15 protein-coding genes are annotated in these 18136 nt (G+C 72.8%); 13 read left to right on the top strand and 2 right to left on the bottom strand.

What is annotated here, in order from left to right; genetic code table 11:
* Positions 1-131 precede the first annotated feature (131 nt).
* The 6 genes from QSK26_RS11250 (at position 132) to QSK26_RS11225 (ending at position 10222) form a co-directional block, all read left to right on the top strand.
* Positions 132-1565 (top strand): sugar ABC transporter ATP-binding protein, encoded by a 1434-nt coding sequence (locus QSK26_RS11250; protein WP_285775098.1) that lies wholly within the window; start codon positions 132-134, stop codon positions 1563-1565.
* Entirely contained in the window at positions 1562-2563 is a 1002-nt protein-coding gene (locus QSK26_RS11245) for an ABC transporter permease (RefSeq protein WP_285774988.1), read from the top strand. The genes QSK26_RS11250 and QSK26_RS11245 overlap by 4 nt, the downstream gene beginning before the upstream one ends.
* Positions 2560-3501 carry an ABC transporter permease gene (locus tag QSK26_RS11240; RefSeq protein WP_285774987.1) on the top strand — a complete coding sequence of 314 codons (942 nt, stop codon included), beginning with the start codon at positions 2560-2562 and terminating at the stop codon, positions 3499-3501. Before QSK26_RS11245 ends, QSK26_RS11240 begins: the two co-directional genes overlap by 4 nt.
* Entirely contained in the window at positions 3488-4699 is a 1212-nt protein-coding gene (locus QSK26_RS11235; RefSeq protein WP_285774986.1) for an ABC transporter substrate-binding protein, read from the top strand. Before QSK26_RS11240 ends, QSK26_RS11235 begins: the two co-directional genes overlap by 14 nt.
* Before the next feature lie 2 nt (positions 4700-4701).
* Entirely contained in the window at positions 4702-5535 is an 834-nt protein-coding gene (locus tag QSK26_RS11230; protein WP_285774985.1) for a sugar phosphate isomerase/epimerase family protein, read from the top strand.
* Positions 5536-5629: 94 nt separating this feature from the next.
* On the top strand, positions 5630-10222 hold the full coding sequence (locus QSK26_RS11225; protein ID WP_285774984.1) for a ThuA domain-containing protein: 4593 nt from the start codon (positions 5630-5632) through the stop codon (positions 10220-10222).
* 379 nt (positions 10223-10601) lie between these two features.
* Here QSK26_RS11225 and QSK26_RS11220 read toward each other — a convergent pair whose 3' ends face one another.
* Positions 10602-11102 (bottom strand): Lrp/AsnC family transcriptional regulator, encoded by a 501-nt coding sequence (locus tag QSK26_RS11220; protein ID WP_285774983.1) that lies wholly within the window; start codon positions 11100-11102, stop codon positions 10602-10604.
* A gap of 92 nt (positions 11103-11194) precedes the next feature.
* Between QSK26_RS11220 and pdhA the strand changes: the two genes are divergently transcribed.
* The 4 genes from pdhA (at position 11195) to QSK26_RS11200 (ending at position 15008) form a co-directional block, all read left to right on the top strand.
* Complete coding sequence (gene pdhA / locus QSK26_RS11215; RefSeq protein WP_285774982.1) at positions 11195-12304, top strand: pyruvate dehydrogenase (acetyl-transferring) E1 component subunit alpha; 1110 nt, start codon at positions 11195-11197, stop codon at positions 12302-12304.
* A 2-nt stretch (positions 12305-12306) separates the two neighbouring features.
* Positions 12307-13332, top strand: coding sequence for an alpha-ketoacid dehydrogenase subunit beta (locus QSK26_RS11210; RefSeq protein ID WP_285774981.1), 1026 nt, complete (start codon positions 12307-12309; stop codon positions 13330-13332).
* A complete protein-coding gene (locus QSK26_RS11205) occupies positions 13329-14720 on the top strand; it encodes a dihydrolipoamide acetyltransferase family protein (protein ID WP_285774980.1) in 1392 nt (463 codons plus the stop codon). Before QSK26_RS11210 ends, QSK26_RS11205 begins: the two co-directional genes overlap by 4 nt.
* Before the next feature lie 84 nt (positions 14721-14804).
* Positions 14805-15008, top strand: coding sequence for a hypothetical protein (locus QSK26_RS11200; RefSeq protein ID WP_285774979.1), 204 nt, complete (start codon positions 14805-14807; stop codon positions 15006-15008).
* A 222-nt stretch (positions 15009-15230) separates the two neighbouring features.
* On the opposite strand, the gene QSK26_RS11195 is transcribed toward QSK26_RS11200, so the two are convergent.
* Positions 15231-15917, bottom strand: a complete 687-nt coding sequence (locus QSK26_RS11195) for a GntR family transcriptional regulator (protein ID WP_285774978.1) — start codon at positions 15915-15917, stop codon at positions 15231-15233.
* 209 nt (positions 15918-16126) lie between these two features.
* Between QSK26_RS11195 and QSK26_RS11190 the strand changes: the two genes are divergently transcribed.
* From QSK26_RS11190 to erm, 3 genes are all read left to right on the top strand, one after another.
* A complete protein-coding gene (locus tag QSK26_RS11190) occupies positions 16127-16579 on the top strand; it encodes an STAS domain-containing protein (RefSeq protein ID WP_285774977.1) in 453 nt (150 codons plus the stop codon).
* 55 nt (positions 16580-16634) lie between these two features.
* Positions 16635-17027 carry an ATP-binding protein gene (locus QSK26_RS11185; protein WP_285774976.1) on the top strand — a complete coding sequence of 131 codons (393 nt, stop codon included), beginning with the start codon at positions 16635-16637 and terminating at the stop codon, positions 17025-17027.
* Positions 17028-17263: 236 nt separating this feature from the next.
* A complete protein-coding gene (gene erm / locus QSK26_RS11180; RefSeq protein ID WP_285774975.1) occupies positions 17264-18109 on the top strand; it encodes an ErmE/ErmH/ErmO/ErmR family 23S rRNA (adenine(2058)-N(6))-methyltransferase in 846 nt (281 codons plus the stop codon).
* The last annotated feature ends 27 nt before the right edge of the window (positions 18110-18136 follow it).

The raw sequence follows: 18136 nt of genomic DNA, 5'->3' as shown, positions 1-18136 counted from the left end.
CATAAATCGGCTGATAGCCAGTGGAAAGGCGCAGGTCCGGACCGCTGCACCCCCCGCCTCCGGTCCGGCTCCGCCCCTGACGCCGTCCGAATCCCTGTCTCCGCCGATACAGGGATGTGGCCGTGCTGAAGATGATCGGAATCGGTAAGAGTTTTCTCGGCGTGCGCGTACTCGGCGAAGTCGATCTCGTCGCGGCGGCGGGTGAAGTGCACGCGGTAGTGGGAGAGAACGGCGCGGGAAAATCCACCCTCATGAAGATCCTCGCCGGGGTGCACCCGCCGGACGAGGGCACGATCGAGATCGACGGCCGGGGCGTGTCGTTCGGCCACCCGCTCGACGCGCAGCGGGCCGGGGTCGCGATCATCCACCAGGAGTTCAACCTGCTGCCCGAGCGCAGCGTGGCCGAGAACGTGTTCCTCGGCCGGGAGCCGGTGCGCCGCGGCCTGGTGGACCGGCCGGCCATGGACGCGGCCACCGCCCGGCTGCTCGGCGAACTGGGCGAGGACTCCTTCGGCCCGCGCGACCCCGTCAGGCACCTGTCGGTGGCGCAGCAGCAGGTCGTCGAGATCGTCAAGGCGCTGTCGCTGGACGCCCGGATCGTCGTCATGGACGAGCCCACGGCCGCGCTCGCCGAGCACGAGGTCGACCTGCTCCACCGGCTGGTGCGCCGGCTACAGGGGCGCGGGATCGCGGTGCTCTACATCTCCCACCGGCTGCGCGAGGTGTTCGACCTGGCCGACCGGGTGACGGTGCTCAAGGACGGGAGACTCGTCACCTCCGCCGCCACCGGCGAGCTCACCCCGGACGGACTCGTCCGCCTCATGGTCGGGCGCGACCTGGGCAGCTACTTCCCGCCGCGCGCCACCTCGGCCGGGGAGACCCGGTTACGGGTCACCGGCGGGGGCAACGACCGGCTGCGCGACATCGACCTGGAACTGCGGGCGGGGGAGATCCTCGGTCTCGCCGGGCTCCAGGGATCCGGCCGCTCCGCACTGGCCAAGGCGCTCTTCGGCGCCGAGCCGTTCACCCGGGGGCGGATGACGCCGGTCCGTCCCCGCACGGTCCGTGAGGGCATCGCCGCCGGGATCGGCCTGGTGACCGAGGACCGCAAGGCGGAGGGCCTCGCCCTGCGCCAGTCCGTGCGGGACAACGCGCTGCTGGTGGCCCGCGCCTCGGGCCGCGGCCGGCGCGACGGCGTGCGGGAACTGCTGGAACGGGTCCGGCTCGTCCCGCCGCGCCAGGACCGGGAGGTCCGGTACCTGTCCGGCGGCAACCAGCAGAAGGTCGTCCTGGCCAAGTGGCTGACCGTCGCCCCCAGGGTGCTGTTGTTCGACGAGCCCACCCGCGGCGTGGACGTGGGTGCCAAGGCCGCCATCCACGACCTGATGCGCGAACTGGCCGGGGAGGGCGCCGCCGTCATGATGATCTCCTCCGAGCTGCCCGAGCTGATCGGCATGAGCGACCGGATCGTCGTCCTGCGCGAAGGCCGGATCAGCGGCACCCTCCCCGCGGGCCCCTCCGAGGAGGCCGTCATGCGGCTGGCCGCCGGCGAGGTGGCCGCATGACCCCGGACGCGTTACCCGCCCGCCGGTCCCGCCGGTTCGCCGCGGTGGCCGGCCCGACCCGGGTGGTCTTCCTGGCGCTGGCCGGGGTGATCCTCATCGGCTGGGCGCTGGTCGCCGCGGACGGCGGCCAGTTCCTCACCCTGGAGAACGTCGTCGGCGTGCAGCAACGCTCGGCCGCGCTCGGCATCGTCGCCGTCGGGCAGACCCTCGCCATCCTCGCCGGGTCGCTGGACCTGTCGGTCGCCTATCTGATCAGTCTCACCTCGCTGGTCGCGGCCGAGACCATGGCCGGGCAGGACAGCGGCATCGTCGCCGCGATCGCCGCCGTCGCCGGGGTCAGCGTGCTCGTCGGGCTGGTGAACGGCCTGGTGATCACCAAGCTGCGGGTGCACGCCTTCATCGCCACCCTCGGCGTCGGCCTGATCATCAAGGGCATCGTGGACCACCTCTACGACGGCCCCGCCGGCCGGGTGCCCGAGACCTTCCAGCACCTCGGCTACGACCGCATCGGCCCGGTCCCGGTCTCCGCGCTGCTGTGGGCCGCCGTCGCGCTCACCGCCTGGTTCCTGCTCAGCCGCACCAGGTACGGCTACCGCGTCTACGCCGTCGGCGGCGACGTGGAGGTCGCCCGGCTGTCCGGGGTGCGCACCGACCGGGTGGTGATCGTCACGCATGTGCTGTGCTCGCTGTGCGCCGGGATCGCCGGCCTGCTGCTGGCCGCCAGGCTCGGCGCGGGCGCCCCGACGGTGGGCACCGACGGCGGCTACGACCTGGAGTCCATCGCCGCCGTCGTCCTCGGCGGCACCGCGCTGGCCGGCGGCAGAGGCGGGGTCGCCGGCACCGTCGGCGGCGTGCTGCTGCTGGCCGTGCTGGACAGCGTCTTCAACCAGTTAGAGGTGAACTCGTTCTTCAAGGACGTCGTGCGCGGCGTGGTCATCGTGGTCGCGGTGGCCGTCTACGCCCGCCGTACCGGGCTGCTGCGCGGGAGGCGGGCATGAGACGCACGCTGCCGATCCTCGCGGTCCTCGCGGTGCTGCTGGCCGCGATCGCGATCGCCAACCCGTTCTTCCTGGAGCCCGCCGGGTTCCTCGGCTTCGTCCGGCGGGCCGCGCCGCTGGTCATCCTGGCCGCCGGGCAGTACTTCGTGATCGTCTCCGGCGAGTTCGACCTGTCGGTCGGCTCGCTGGTGACCGTCGAGGTGGTCGTCGCCGCGCGGCTCATCGACGGGAACGAGGGCGCCACCTGGCCGGTGCTGCTCCTGCTCGTCGTCCTCGGCCTGCTGGTGGGCCTGGCCAACGGGCTGGTGACGACGCTGCTGCGGGTGCCGTCGTTCATCGCCACGCTCGGCATGATGCTCGTGCTGTCGGGCGCGGTGTTCCTGTGGACGGGCGGCGCGCCGCGCGGCGCGCTGTCGGAGGGCTTCCGGATGTTCGGCAGGCAGACCGGCTGGGCCGTGCTGATCCTGGCGGTCACCGCGCTGGTCGTCGTCCTGCTGACACGCGCCGACTTCGGCAGGACCCTCGTCGCCACCGGGGACAACGAGCGCGCCGCCGCGCTGTCGGGCGTGCGGGTGAACCGGGTGCGCATCCTCGCCTTCGTCCTGTCCGGCGCCTCGGCGGTCGTCGCGGGCATCCTGCTCGGCGGCTTCGCCGGAGTGTCGGCCCAGGTCGGCCAAGGGCTGGAGTTCCAGGCCATCACCGCGGTCGTGCTCGGCGGCGTCGTGCTCGGCGGCGGACGCGGCTCCGTCGTCGCCGCGATGGCCGGCGCGCTCACCCTGGAGGCGCTGTTCACGCTGCTCAACCTGTACGGGATCTCGGGGGCACTGGAGTTCACCGTTCAGGGGGTCATCATCATCGCCGCCGTGGCGGCGGGGGCGGTACGCCTGCCCTTCGCGCATCCCCGGAGAAGCAAAGGAGACGCCCATGCCGCGTCCTAGAACCCTCCTCGTCGCCGTGGCGGCACTCACCGTGCTCGCCGCCGGCTGCACCACCGACCGGCCCACCGGCGCGGCCGGGCAGCGGTCCGGCGCGGGCGCCTCCCCGCAGCCGCCCGCGGCCGGCACCGGAGACCAGTCGAAGTTCTTCGTCCAGGCCGACTACGACGCCCAGCTCGCCATGCGCTCCCAGACGCCGGAAGGCCCGGCGGACAGACCGTGGGAGCAGGCCATCGCCCCGGAGCCGGTGGACACCGCCGAGCACCGGAAGGACGGCCCCTACCGGCTGTGCTTCTCCAACGCGGCGGTCAACAACCCCTGGCGGCAGGTGGGCTGGAAGACCATGCAGGCCGAGGTGGCGCTGCACGAGGAGATCTCCGGGCTCACCGCGCTGGACGCCGAGGGCAAGGACGACAAGCAGATCTCCGACATCGCCGAGCTCCAGGCCAAGGGCTGCGACGTGCTGATCATCTCGCCGAACACGACGGCGACGCTCACCCCGGCCGTGACCGCCGCCTGCGCCGAGGTACCGGTGATCGTCTTCGACCGCGGTGTGGAGACCGACTGCCCGGTCACGTTCATCAAGCCGATCGGCGGCTACGCGTTCGGCGCCGACGCGGCCGAGTTCCTCGTGGCGAAGGTGCCGGCCGGTGGCAAGATCCTCGCGCTGCGGATCAGCCCGGGCGTCGACGTGCTGGAGACCCGCTGGTCGGCGGCGAAGGTGGCCTTCGACGCGAGCGAGCTGGAAGTCGTCGGGGTGGAGTTCACCGACGGGGACGCGGCCAAGGCCAAGAGCGTCGTCAGCGACTACATCCAGCGGCACGGCAGGATCGACGGCGTCTGGATGGACTCCGGCGCCACCTCCGTGGCCGTCGCCGAGGCGTTCGAGGACGCCGGGCTGCCCGTCCCGCCGATGACCGGCGAGGACCAGCAGGACTTCCTGCGCAAGTGGAAGGACGACGGCCTCACCGCGATGGCCCCCACCTATCCCACCTACCAGTGGCGCACCCCGATCATCGCGGCGCTGAAGATCCTCAAGGGCGAGGAGGTGCCGAAGGTGTGGAACCTGCCCCAGCCCAAGATCACCGCGGAGAACCTCGACACCTACCTGCAGCCCAGCATGCCGCCGCTGCACTACGCCCTGTGCGGCTGCGAGGACATGCCGGGCTTCCCCGAGGGCTGGGGCGGGACGAAGGGGTGAGGATGTTCCAGGCTGGAGTGAACACCTGGGTGTGGGTCTCCCCGCTGACCGGCGTCCATCTCGCCCGCCTCGTGCCCCGGGTCGCCGCGTGGGGGTTCGACGTCATCGAGCTGCCCGTCGAGCGGCCCGGCGACTGGGACCCGCACCGGGCCGCCGACCTGCTCGCCCGGCACGGACTCGCGGCGACGGTGGTGCTGGTCATGCCGCCGGGCCGGGAGCTCGTGGCGGCGTCACCCGAGATCGTCCGGGACACCCAGGACTACCTGCGGCACTGCGTCGACGTGGCGGTCACCGTCGGCTCGCCGGTGATCGGCGGGCCCGCCTACGCGTCGGTCGGCAGGACCTGGCGGATGACGCCGGACGAGCGCGGGGCCGCCCGCGCCGAGCTGCGCCGCAACCTGCTGCCGGTGGTGGACTACGCGGGCGAGCGCGGCGTGCGGCTCGCCGTCGAACCGCTCAACCGGTACGAGACCAGCCTGATCAACACCGTCGAGCAGGCCCTCGACCTGCTGCCCGAGGACGCCGGCCTGGCCCTCGACGTCTACCACCTGAACATCGAGGAGAAGGACCCGGCGCGGGCGGTACGGGCCGCCGCCGGCCGGATCGCGCACGTGCAGGTCTGCGGCACCGACCGAGGCACGCCCGGCGCCGACAAGTTCGACTGGCCCGGCTTCACCGAGGCCCTGCGCGCCGCCGGTTACACCGGGCCGCTCGTCATCGAGTCGTTCACCGCGCACAACCAGGCCATCGCCACCGCGGCCTCCGTCTGGCGGCCGCTCGCCCCCAGCCAGGACGCCCTCGCCGTCGAAGGACTGGCCTTCCTCCGCACCCTCTGACCCCCCTCACCCTGCCGCGGGAAGGAGACTCCCCTCCCGCGGCCCCCTCACCGTCCCTCTCCCAGCCCCCCAGCACCCCCACCGGAGATGCGACATGCGCCGATTACTCGCTGCCCTCTTCCTCCCCGTCCTGCTCCTGACCGCCCTCGCCGGTACGGCTCGCGCGGAAGCCGTACGGCACGAGCCCTTCCGCGCGCTGCTGTTCACCAAGGCCGTCGGCTACGTGCACGGGTCGATCCCGGCCGGGATCCAGATGGTCCGGCAGCTCGCCCAGGAGCACGGGTTCGAGGTCGTGCAGTCCGCCGACTCCGGCGTGTTCGACGACGCCAACCTGGCGACGTTCGACGTGCTGATCATGCTGCAGAACTCCGGCATGGTCTGGGAGAACGACGCCCAGCGGCAGGCGGTGCAGAACTTCGTACGCTCGGGCAAGGGCGTGGTGGCCGTGCACAACGCCCTGGACATGGGCATCGAGAACGAGTTCCCCTGGTGGGACGACCTGATCAACGGCGGCGCGCACATGCCCGCCCACTCACCGGGCACGTTGCAGGGCACCGCCAAGGTCGCCGACCGGGTCCACCCCTCCACCCGGAACCTGCCGCCGCGCTGGCAGCGCGCCGAGGAGTGGTACAACTTCGCGCCGAACCCGCGCGGCGACGTGCACGTCCTGGTGACCGCCGACGAGACCACCTACAACCCGGGCGGCTCCGCGATGGGCGCCGACCACCCGATCTCCTGGTGCCGCGACGCCGAGGGCGGCAAGGTGTGGGCCACCGCGATGGGCCACGAGACCGCCGCCTACAGCGAGCCGCTGTTCCGCGAGCACGTGCTCGGCGGCATCGGCTGGGCCGCCGGTGTCGAGGAGGGCGACTGCGGCGGCACCGTGCACAGCAGCTTCGAGAAGATCACCCTGGACGACAACACCGCCGACCCGATGGAACTCGACGTCGCCGCCGACGGCAGGGTCTTCTACGTCCAGCGCCGCGGCGAGATCAAGATCTTCAAGCCGGACACCCACACCACGGTCACCGCCGCCACCCTGGACGTGTACACCGGCGGCGAGGACGGCCTGGTCGGCATGGAGCTCGACCCGGACTTCGCCGACAACGGCTGGATCTACGTCTACTGGTCGCCGGCCACCAGCGACGAGGACGTCAACCGGCTCTCCCGGTTCACGGTGAGCGGCGACACGATCGACCCGGCCACCGAGGAACAGATCCTCGAAGTGCCCGCCTACCGGCAGGACACCTACCCCGAGCCCGGCCACACCGGCGGCGCGGTGGAGTTCGGCCCGGACGGCGACCTCTACCTGAGCACCGGTGACGACGTCCCGCCGAACCTGTCGCCGGACTGGCAGGGCTACGCGCCGCTCGACTGGCGTCCCGGCCGGCACATGCTGGACGCCGCCCGCACCGCGGGGAACACCGACGACCTGCGCGGCAAGATCCTGCGGATCACGCCGAAGGACGACGGCGGCTACGACATCCCCGAGGGCAACCTGTTCCCGGCCGGCACCGGGAAGACCAGGCCGGAGATCTACGCGATGGGCTTCCGCAACCCGTTCCGGTTCACCGTGGACCAGGAGACCGGGTACGTGCACGTGGCCGACTACGGCCCGGACCGCGGCGCGCCCGCCACGAACCGCGGGCCCGAGGGCCTGGTCGAGTACAACGTCATCAAGGAGGCGGGCAACTTCGGCTGGCCGTTCTGCCACGGCGACAACCAGGCGTACGCGCCCTACAACCCGGACACCAAGGTCGTCGGGCCGAAGTTCGACTGCGCCAACCCGGTCAACGACTCGCCGAACAACACCGGGCTGACCGAGTTGCCGCCGCTCCGGCAGCCCGTCATGTGGTACGGCTACGGCGTCTCGCCGGGCTTCCCCGAACTGGGATCGGGCGGCGCGGCCCCGATGAGCGGGCCCGTCTACCGCTACGACGAGGACAACCCGTCGGAGACGAAGTTCCCCGCCTACTTCGACGGCGTGGGCTTCTTCTACGAGTGGGCCCGCAACTACGTCAAGGAGGTCCACCTCGACGCCGACGACAAGGTGCTGAAGGTCAACGACTTCCTGGCGAACCAGCCGTTCGTCAAGCCGATGGACGTCACCTTCGGCCGTGACGGGTCGATGTACCTGCTGGAGTGGGGCAGCTCCTTCGGCGGCGGCAACAACGACTCCGGGCTCTACCGGATCGACTACTCCGCGGGCGCCCGCGCCCCGGTCGCCAGGGCCACCGCCTCGCGCACCGACGGCCCGGTCCCGCTGACCGTGGAGTTCGGCAGCGCGGGCAGCGCCGACCCCGACGGCGACCCGATCACCTTCGCCTGGGACTTCGACGGCGACGGCGACTTCGACTCCTCCCAGCCTTCGGCGACCCACGTCTACCAGGAGGCCGGACGCCACACCGCCCAGCTCAGGGTGACCGACAACACCGGCAGGGAGGGCTTCGCCAACATCGAGATCACCGCGGGCAACACCTCGCCCACGGTCACCGTCGAGACGCCCCTGGACGGCACGCTGATCGAGTTCGGCCAGGACGTGCCGTACACGATCGAGGTGACCGACCCCGAGGACGGCACGATCGACTGCGACCGGGTGCTCGCCGTCCCGGCGCTCGGCCACGACGACCACGAGCACGAGACCGCCGAGCATCCGGGCTGCCAGGGCACGATCTCCACCGGCGACCTCGGCGGCCACCCCGAGGGCGCCGACCTCTACTACGTGATCAACGCCCGCTACACCGACGAGGGCGAGGACGCGCTCACCGGGTACGCCAAGGTGGTACTCCAGCCCAAGCGCAAGCAGGCCGAGTACTTCACCGCGATGTCCGGCGTCCGGGTGATCGACCAGGCGGGCGCGGAGAGCGGCAGGCGCATCGGCGACATCAGCGACAACGACTGGATCGCGTTCACCCCGATGGACCTGAACGGGATCACGTCGGTCGGTTACCGGGTGTCCACGCCGTTCGGCGGCGGCTCCATCGAACTGCGGGCCGGCTCGCCCACCGGCACCCTGCTGGCCACCACCCCCGTGCCGAACACCGGCGACTGGAACAACTACCAGATGACGCCGCCGGTCCAGGTGAACTCCGGCGTGCGCAGCACGACGATCTACGCCGTGTTCAGGAACGGCCGCGACAACGGCTTCGACCTGGACGCCGTGCAGTTCGCCGGCGGGGACGCGGGCGGCGGCCCCGAGCCCGGCTTCTACACCCTCACCGCGCAGCACAGCGGCAAGAACGTCGCCGTCCAGGGCGGCTCGACCGCCGACGACGCGCTCATCGTCCAGATGGGCGCGAGCAGCGGGGCCGAGCAGCGGTGGGAGGCGATCCCGGCCGCCGGCGGGTACCAGTTCAGGAACGCGCTGAGCGGCAAGTGCCTCGACGTGCCCGGCGGCACCCCCACCGCGGGCGCCCAGCTCGTCCAGTGGAGCTGCCATCCCGCCGGCCACGCCCACCAGGTGCACCAGCGGTTCGAGGCGGTGCCGGCCGGGGACACCTACAAGATCACCTCGGCGGCCAACGGGCTGTGCCTCGACGTGGACGGGGTCTCCCAGGCCGACGGCGCCCGGGTGATCCAGTGGAACTGCACCAACAGCGACAACCAGCGGTTCCGGCTCAACCCCGCCCGGGGCGCGGACCGGACGGCGCCGGTCACCGAGGCCGAGGCGGCCGAGCCCGAAGGGGCGGACGGCTGGCACACCTCCGGCCCGGTCGAGGTGGCGTTGTCGGCCACCGACGACGACTCGGGCGTGGCGGCGACCGAGTACCGCCTCGACGCGGGCGCCTGGACCCCGTACACGGAGCCGGTGCTGGTCAGCGGGGACGGCTCGCGCGCCTTCGAGTACCGCTCCCGGGACGGCGCGGGCAACGTGGAGGAGGCCAGGACGCTCACCCTGAGGATCGACACCACCGCGCCGCAGACGACCGCGTCGTTCGCCGCGCCCAACGACGCGGGCTGGAGCGGCGGCGACGTGCCGGTGCTCCTCGCCGCGCAGGACGCCACCTCCGGCGTCGCCCGCGTCGAGTACTCCCTGGACCGGGGGGAGTGGCGGGAGTACGCCGGCGAGGCCGTGGTCGTCGCCGGGGACGGCGAGCACGAACTGCGCTACCGGGCCACGGATGTCTCGGGCACCGCCGAGCAGGAGAAGGCCGCCGTGCTCAAGATCGACGGCACCCGGCCCACCCTGATGGTCTCCGGCGTGTCCGACGGGGAGGTGTACGGCGACTCCCAGGACCTGCGCATCACCTGGCAGGCGGTGGACGCCACCTCCGGGGTACGCACCACCGCCGGCACGCTGGACGGCTCCGCGCTCGCCGCCGGCTCCGTGCTGCCGCTGTTCACCCAGTCCCTGACGCCGCACGCGGTGGCCGTCACCGCGGACGACCGGGCGGGCAACACCGTGACGGCGGACGTCAGGTTCACCGTCACGACCTCGCTGCGGGACATGCAGAACCTGCTGGACCGCTTCCGCGCCACCGGCTGGCTCTCCCTCCCCGGGCACACGACCCTGACCAAGGAGCTGACCAGGGCCAGGAAGGCGGAGGCCCAGGGCAAGGACGCCAAGGCCCTGCGCCACCTGGCCGGCTTCCGGACACTGGTCGCCGACCAGCGGCTGGTGACACGCGCCGAGGTGCGCCAGACCCTCACCCGTGACGCCGGCAAGATGATCGACGAGATCGGCTGATCTCTGCCCGGAGACGCCCGGAGGCGTCCGGGAGACGTCCGGCGGCTTCACCGGCTTCGCGCCGGGGGCCGCCGGGCGTTTTCGGCTTTCCGGAGCGGCTTTCCCGGAGCGGTTTCAGCGGGTGGCGCCATTTGTCTGGTGGCCGGGTCCCGCCGCAGCCACGCCGGAGACGTTTGGCCCGCCGGATCCGGGCCGGCAGGCAGAACGTCGCCAGATTTGGCGGGCTATTGAACAGCTTGTCCGGTTTCGTTCACTATTCGGGTACACGCCGTCCACGGCGATCGTCCACGAGAAGTGAGTTGGCCATGGTGCGACCGGAACCGGATCCCGCGGATCGCGTACCCGGCCGGGAGTGGCACGGCGGCGCCCGCCCGCGGGCTCAGGCGCTCCAGTCCACCCCGCGGCCCGGCGCCTCCTCGAACACCAGCCACGTCCGCGTCGCGCGCACCCCGGGAACCTCCTGGACGCGCTCCAGGACCACCTGGCGCAGGGCCGAGTTGTCCGGTGCGCGGACCAGCACGAGGATGTCGAAGTCACCGCCGACCATCGCGAAGTGCTCGATGTACGGGATCTCGCGCAGATGTCGCGACACCGTCCGCCAGGCGTTCTGCTCGATGGTCACCATGACGTAGGCGCTGGTGCCGAGTCCGGCGCGCTGCGGGTTGAGCCGTGCGGTGAAGCCGCTGATCACGTCGTCGGCCAGCAGCCGGTTCAGCCGCGTGTAGGCGTTGGCCCGGGAGATGTGCACCTGCTCGGCGAGCGCCCGGATGGACACCCGCCCGTCCCTGCGCAGCTCGGCGATGATCGCCCGATCGGTCTCGTCGAGCGGCGCGAACGTCCGCCCGGGACCGGAACCCGCTTCCCCCGCTTCCGAAGACATGTCGCTCTCTCTTCCGAGCCGTCGCCGTCCCAACCTTTCGAACGAACATACAGCGCCTCGTCCGCGAAGCGTCCACCAGAAAGCGAGTGCTCATGCCGGGGAAGACCACCAGGCGGACCGCGCAGGGGCTGCTGCCGTCCGCCGCGCCCGTGCGCTTCGTGGCGGAGGACGGCACCGCCGTCGCCAGACCGCCCGGCGGCTACACCGAGCCGCCCGCGGGGCTGCTCCGCGAGGCGTACCGGCGGATGGTGGCCGGGCGGCGCTTCGACACGCAGGCCACCGCCCTGACCAAGCAGGGCAGGCTCGCCGTGTACCCCTCCAGCCGGGGCCAGGAGGCGTGCCAGGTCGCCGGGGCGCTCGTCCTGGGCGAGCACGACTGGCTCTTTCCGACCTACCGCGACTCCGTGGCGCTGGTCGCCCGGGGGCTGGACCCCGTGCAGGTGCTGACCCTGCTGCGCGGCGACTGGCACTGCGGCTACGACCCGCGTGCCGTACGGGTGGCGCCGCAGTGCACGCCGCTGGCCACCCAGGTGCTGCACGCCGCCGGCATGGCCGAGGCCCTGCGCCGCAGCGGCGAGCCGGGCGCGGTGCTGGCGCTGGTCGGGGACGGCGGCACCAGCGAGGGCGACTTCCACGAGGCGCTGAACTTCGCGGCCGTCTTCGCCTCCCCCGTGGTGTTCTTCGTGCAGAACAACAAGTACGCGATCTCGGTGCCGCTGGCCCGGCAGTCGGCGGCGCCGTCCCTGGCCTATAAGGGCGTCGGGTACGGCGTGCCGTCCGAGCAGGTGGACGGCAACGACCTGGTCGCCGTGCTGGCCGTGCTCACGGCCGCGATGGAACGCGCCCGCGCCGGCGGAGGGCCGACCCTGGTCGAGGCGCACACCTACCGGATGGACGCGCACACCAACGCCGACGACGCGACCCGCTACCGGGACGCGGCCGAGGTCGAGCAGTGGGCCGGCGCCGACCCGCTGGCCCGGCTGGAGGCCCACCTGCTGGCCAGGGGCGAGCTGACCGCCGACGACGTGGAACGGGCGCGGGCCGAGGCCGAGACGGCCGCCGCGGACCTGCGCGCCGCGATGGACACCGAACCGGTGGGCGACCCGCTGGAACTCTTCGACCACGTCTTCGCCGAACCCACCCCGCAACTGCGTGAGCAGCGCGCGCTGCTCGCCGCCGAACTGACCGCCGAGGAGGGCTGACCATGGCCAAGGTCACCATGGCGCAGGCGCTCAACACCGCCCTGCGCGACGCGTTGAGCCAGGACGAGCGGGTGCTCGTCTTCGGTGAGGACGTGGGCCCGCTCGGCGGCGTCTTCCGCATCACCGACGGCCTGACCCGCGACTTCGGCGAGGAGCGCTGCTTCGACACCCCCCTCGCCGAGTCCGGGATCGTCGGGCTCGCCGTCGGCATGGCCATGGGCGGGTTCCGGCCGGTGGTGGAGATGCAGTTCGACGCCTTCGCCTACCCGGCGTTCGAGCAGATCGCCTCGCACGTCGCCAAGCTGCGCAACCGCACCCGGGGCCTGATGTCCCTGCCGATGGTGATCCGCATCCCGTACGCGGGCGGCATCGGCGGCGTCGAGCACCACAGCGACTCCAGCGAGGCGTACTACGCGCACACGCCCGGCCTCAAGGTCGTCACCCCCGCCACCGCGGAGGACGCCTACTGGCTGCTCCGCGACGCCGTGGCCGACCCCGACCCGGTCGTCTTCATGGAACCGAAGAAGCTCTACTGGTCCAAGCAGGAGGCCGACCTGACCCGGCGCGGGGCCGCGCCGTTCGGCCGCGCGGCCGTCCGGCGGCCGGGCCGGGACGCCACGCTCGTCGCCTACGGCCCCTCGGTCCCGGTGGCGCTGGAGGCCGCCGAGGTCGCCGCCGGCGAGGGCGTCGAACTGGAGGTCGTGGACCTGCGCACGATCGTGCCGTTCGACGACGAGACGGTGACCGCGTCGGTCCGGCGGACCGGCCGCTGCCTGGTGCTCCAGGAGGCGCAGGGGTTCGCCGGGGTCGGCGCCGAGATCGCGGCCCGGGTGCAGGAACGCTGCTTCCACTCGCTGGCCGCGCCGGTCCTGCGGGTGGCCGGGTTCGACATCCCCTACCCGCCGCCGAAACTCGAACACGCCCACCTGCCCGGAGTGGACCGCGTCCTCGACGCCGTGGACCGCCTCCAGTTCGGCGACACCCCCGACCTGCGCCACCTCGGCGGCCGGATCGAGGGCGCCGCGTGACCGGCCGCACGTTCCTGCTGCCCGACCTCGGTGAAGGGCTGACCGAGGCGGAGATCGTCGAATGGCGGGTCGCGGCCGGTGACACGGTGACCGTCGACCAGATCGTCGTCGAGGTCGAGACCGCCAAGGCCGCCGTGGAACTCCCCGTCCCCTACGCGGGCAGGGTCCTCACCCTCCACGCCGTCCCAGGCGCCCCCGTCTCGGTAGGCGAACCCCTCATCACCGTCGCCACCACCGCGGAGACCGCGCCCCCCGCCGACACCCCCGCGGCAGCCGACGCCGGTCCCACCGGCACGCCCGCCGCGGCGGTGGACGGGGCCGCCGAGCGGTACCGGGAGGAGGAGCGGGCGGGCTCGGGGAACGTGCTCGTGGGGTACGGGACGGGACACGCCGTGTCCCGCCGCGCCCGCCGGCGAGCGCTCCGCACGGACGCGCCCGCGTCCGCGTCCACAGGCCCGCAGACGCCTGCGACGCCCGCCCCGCCGACGCCCGCGACGCCCGCGGCGCGTGTGGCGGGCGGGGGCGGGGTACGTGCGGGGGAGGGCGCGGTGCGGGTGATCTCGCCGCTGGTACGGCGGACGGCCCGGGAGCACGGGATCGACCTCGCGACGCTGACGCCCAGCGGCCCCGCCGGGATCGTGCTGCGGCGGGACGTGGAGCGGGCCGTGGAAGAAGCGCGGACGGCCGGCGAGGAAGGGGTGCGGCGCGTACCGCTGCGCGGAGTGCGCAGGACGGTGGCCGAGAAGCTGGCCCGCAGCCGCAGGGAGATCCCGGACGCCACCACCTGGGTCGACGTGGACGCCACCGGCCTCCTGGAAGCCAGGGACGTGCTGCGCACCACGGCCCCGGACGCGCGGATCGGCCTCCTCGCCCTGCTGGCGCGCATCTGCGTCAGGGCGCTCGGCCGCTTCCCCGACCTGAACTCCCAGGTGGACACCGAGCGGGGCGAGATCGTCACCTACTCCCGGGTGCACCTCGGCTTCGCCGCCCAGACCGAACGCGGCCTCGTGGTCCCCGTCGTCCGGGACGCGGACCGGCTGACCACGGCCGAACTCGCCGCGGAACTCACCCGGCTGACCGGCCTGGCCCGTACCGGCGGCCTCCCGCCGTCCGCGCTCACCGGCGGCACCTTCACCCTCAACAACTACGGTGTCTTCGGCGTGGACGGCTCCACCCCCATCATCAACCACCCGGAGGCGGCCCTCCTCGGCGTCGGCCGCATCGTGGACAAGCCGTGGGCGGTCGGCGGGGCGCTCGCCGTGCGCAAGGTGACCCAGCTGTCCTTCACCTTCGACCACCGGGTCTGCGACGGCGGCACGGCGGGCGGCTTCCTCCGCTACGTCGCGGACTGCGTCGAGCACCCGGTGTCCCTGCTCGCCGACCTCTGAGAGCGCCCGCCACCCGGGGGCTTTACCGCGGCCCTCGTTACGCCCTCTCCCGCCGGGTAGCCCGTGCGGCGGGAGAGGGCGGCGGTGGAGAGGGTGATCGAACGGGTGCGTGCCGCGGCGTACCGGGTGCCGACCGACCGGCCCGAGGGCGACGGCACCCTCGCCTGGGACGCCACCACCCTGGTGGTCGCGCACGTCACGGCGGGCGGCGTGACCGGCACCGGCTGGACGTACGCGCCCCCCCGGCGGCGGCCGGTTACGCCGCCGAGGCGCTCGCCCCGCTGGTGACCGGCGTCGATCCGATGGACATCCCCGCCGCCTGGACCGCCATGGTGCTCGGCGAGTCGTCCGGCGCCGCCCCCGGCCGGGACCGCACCGGCTGAACCCCGGTTCGCGCCAACCGGTCGCGAATGCCACCCGGCACCGCGCCGACCGATCGCGCAGGCCGATGGTCCCGACCGATCGCGCCGACCGATCGCGCAGGCCGCCCGGCGCCGCGTCGGTGGGCCGTCAGGCCGACAGGAAGCGGTTCCTGGCGCGGGAGAGGTGGTCGCGCATGGCGGTTTCCGCCTCCTCGGGCCGGCCCGCGATGACGGCCTCCCCGATCGCGTGGTGCTCGTCGAGGGTCGGCTCCCCGCTGTCCCTGCCGGGGTAGTCCAGGCGGAACAGGTGCAGGTGGCTGTGGGTGCGCTCCAGCGCGTCGCGGACCGCCTCGCTGCCCGACAGTTCGGCGATGAGGTCGTGGAAGCGGGCGTCGTGCCCCTGGATGGCGCGGTACTGCTGGTAGCTCGTGCCCTCCGGCGCTCCGGCCAGGCTCTCCAGCTCCGCGCGCAGCCGCTGCGCGCCGGCCGCCGTCACCGCCGCGGCGGCCCGGCCCGCGGCCCACGGCTCCAGCAGCAGGCGGAGGTCGTACAGGTCGGTGACCTGGGCCGGGGTGAGCACCGGGGCGACGGAGTAACCGCGCAGCGGCTCCTTGGTCACCAGCCCGTCGGACTCCAGGCGGGCGAGGACCTCCCGCACCGGCGTCTGCGAGACGTCCAGCAGCCGGGCCACCGCGTAGATGTTGACCCTGGCCCCGGGGGCGAGCTCGCCGTCCATGATCAGCGTCTTGAGGTGCTCGTAGACGTCCTCGGTGAGCACGGTGCGCCGCGCGGGCGGCACCTGGCCTTTCAGCCGGCGCTCCATCTCGCTGGTCATCCGCGCTCCTTAGTCGACCGGGGGTGTTGACGAGCGTAGTCCATTCCGAGGAGCATGCACGAAATATCCAATAGGAAATGCTCCTCGAAGTCCGGGCGTCCGCGGGCGTCGCCGTAGGGGTTGGGAGCCCCTCTCGGGCGGGGCGGCCGGGCGGATTCCCGCGGTGCCGAGCTCCCGGCCCGGGGGCGTCCGCCCCTAGTATGTTGTCGGTGGCCGACTATCCTCCGCAGGCCGCCGACGGCGGCCGGAGATCGATGGAGCATCTCAGCGTGTCCAGCTGGCGGCTGCCCATCGGGATCGTGCTGATCGCCCTCAGCGGGCAGCTCGACGCCACCGTCACCGGTGGCCTGGAGGAGTTCGTCGTCCAGGCCCGCCAGGATCCCGGCGACCACCTGGTCTTCGACCTGGCCGAGTTGAGCTTCATGGACAGCGCGGGGCTACGGGTGCTGCTCAACGCGCACGCCTTCGCCCGCCGCCACGGTGGCCGGGTGCACCTGGCGGCCGTGCAGCCGATGCCGGCCCGCGTCCTCCAGCTCACCCACGCCGGAGACCATCTCGCCGTGCAGGCCACCGTGGAGGAGGCCCTGAAGGCCGCCGTGGCCGAGGTGCTGCCCCGCGGCGGCACCGGCGAGGGCAGGTCGACCGATGCGACTCCGGCCTGAGCCCGGGGGTGACGGTTTCATCGATCATCGCCGAGGAAGACCGGACGACACCGGCGTGAGCGCCGGTGACGTCAGCCGTCCCATCACCGACGATCTGTCCGGGCTGCGGGCGCAGGTCCACGACTACGGCGCCAAGGCCGGGCTGTCCGGGCAGCGGCTGGGCGACCTGGTGATCGCGGTCAACGAGGCGGCCATCAACGTGCTGGAACACGGCGGCGGGCGGGGCACGCTGACCATCACCAGCGACCGGGCGGAGGTGACCGCCGAGATCACCGACACGGCCGGCGGCCTGACCGCCCGCCATCTCCGCCAGCCCAAACCCGACCACGCCGCGCTGCGCGGGCACGGCCTGTGGCTGATCCGCCAACTCTGCGACCGGATCGTGCTGGACCACCCCGGAGGCGTCTCCCGGCTGCGGCTGTACATGCGCCTCGACCTCCAGGTGTGAACCGGCCGCCGGAAAACCAGTTGGCAGGCCGTACCCCTGATCCCTAACCTCTCCCGCATGAATCAGGCACTGTTGAACGCCCCGCTCGTGGTGGGGCGGGTCGTGAGGCCTCGCGTCACCCGGGCCCTGGCCCGCTAGGACGCAACCTCCTCAGACGAAAACCGAGGCGAGGCGTCCCGCACGCGTGCCCAGGGCCACCGAGACCCATCTCTCTCGGACCCATAGGGGCGACAGCTGTGACGCGTTCATTCGCACACGGAGACCATTCACACACCCAGAAGCAGGTCAGGAACGGCGGCGGGCATACCCGGCCCGGCCGGGATCGCCGCCGCGAGTTCTCCCAGAACTTCCTCACCGACGCCGCCGAGATCGGCAGGATCGTCCGGGCCGCGCGGCCCGCGCGCGACGGCCTGATCCTGGAGCCCGGCGCCGGGGAGGGGCACCTGACCCGTGCGCTGGCCGACCACTGCCGGAAGGTGATCGCTTACGAGATCGACCCGCTGCTCGCCGGAAGGCTGGCCGCCCGCACCCGCGACGACGACCGGATCGAGGTGGCCCGGGGCGACTTCACCACCGCCAGGGCTCCCGGCCGGCCGTTCGCGGTCGTGGGCAACATCCCGTACTCGGTGACCGCCGGCATCGTCCGGTGGTGCCTGCGGGCGCCGGATCTCACCTCGGCCACACTGGTGACCCAGTGGGAGTACGCCCGCAAACGCACCGGCGACTACGGACGGTGGAGCAGGCTGACCGTGACCACCTGGCCGCGGTACGCCTGGGAGCTGCACGGCCGCATCGACAGGGAACGGTTCCGGCCGGTGCCGCAGACCGACTCGGCGATCATGCGCATCGAGCGCAGGCCCGCCGGGCTGCTGCCGGCCGGGACCCTGGCGGACTACGCGGAGTTCGTCGAGCTCGGCTTCGGCGGCCACGGCGGCACGCTGTACGCCTCGCTGAGCCGGCGCCACCCGCCCGGCGTGGTCGGTGACGCCTTCGCCAGGGCCGGCGTCGACCCGGCGGCCGTGGTTGCCTACGTCCACCCGGACCAGTGGCTCACGCTGTTCCGGCACGTCGTGCTCGGCTGACGTACACGCCGCGCCGCCGCCCCCTTT

The sequence above is a fragment of the Microtetraspora sp. NBRC 13810 genome, assembly GCF_030268685.1.
Lineage (GTDB): Bacteria > Actinomycetota > Actinomycetes > Streptosporangiales > Streptosporangiaceae > BSRQ01.
The sequence above is the reverse complement of the archived record's forward strand: the minus strand, read 5'-3'. Positions and strand labels throughout refer to the sequence as shown.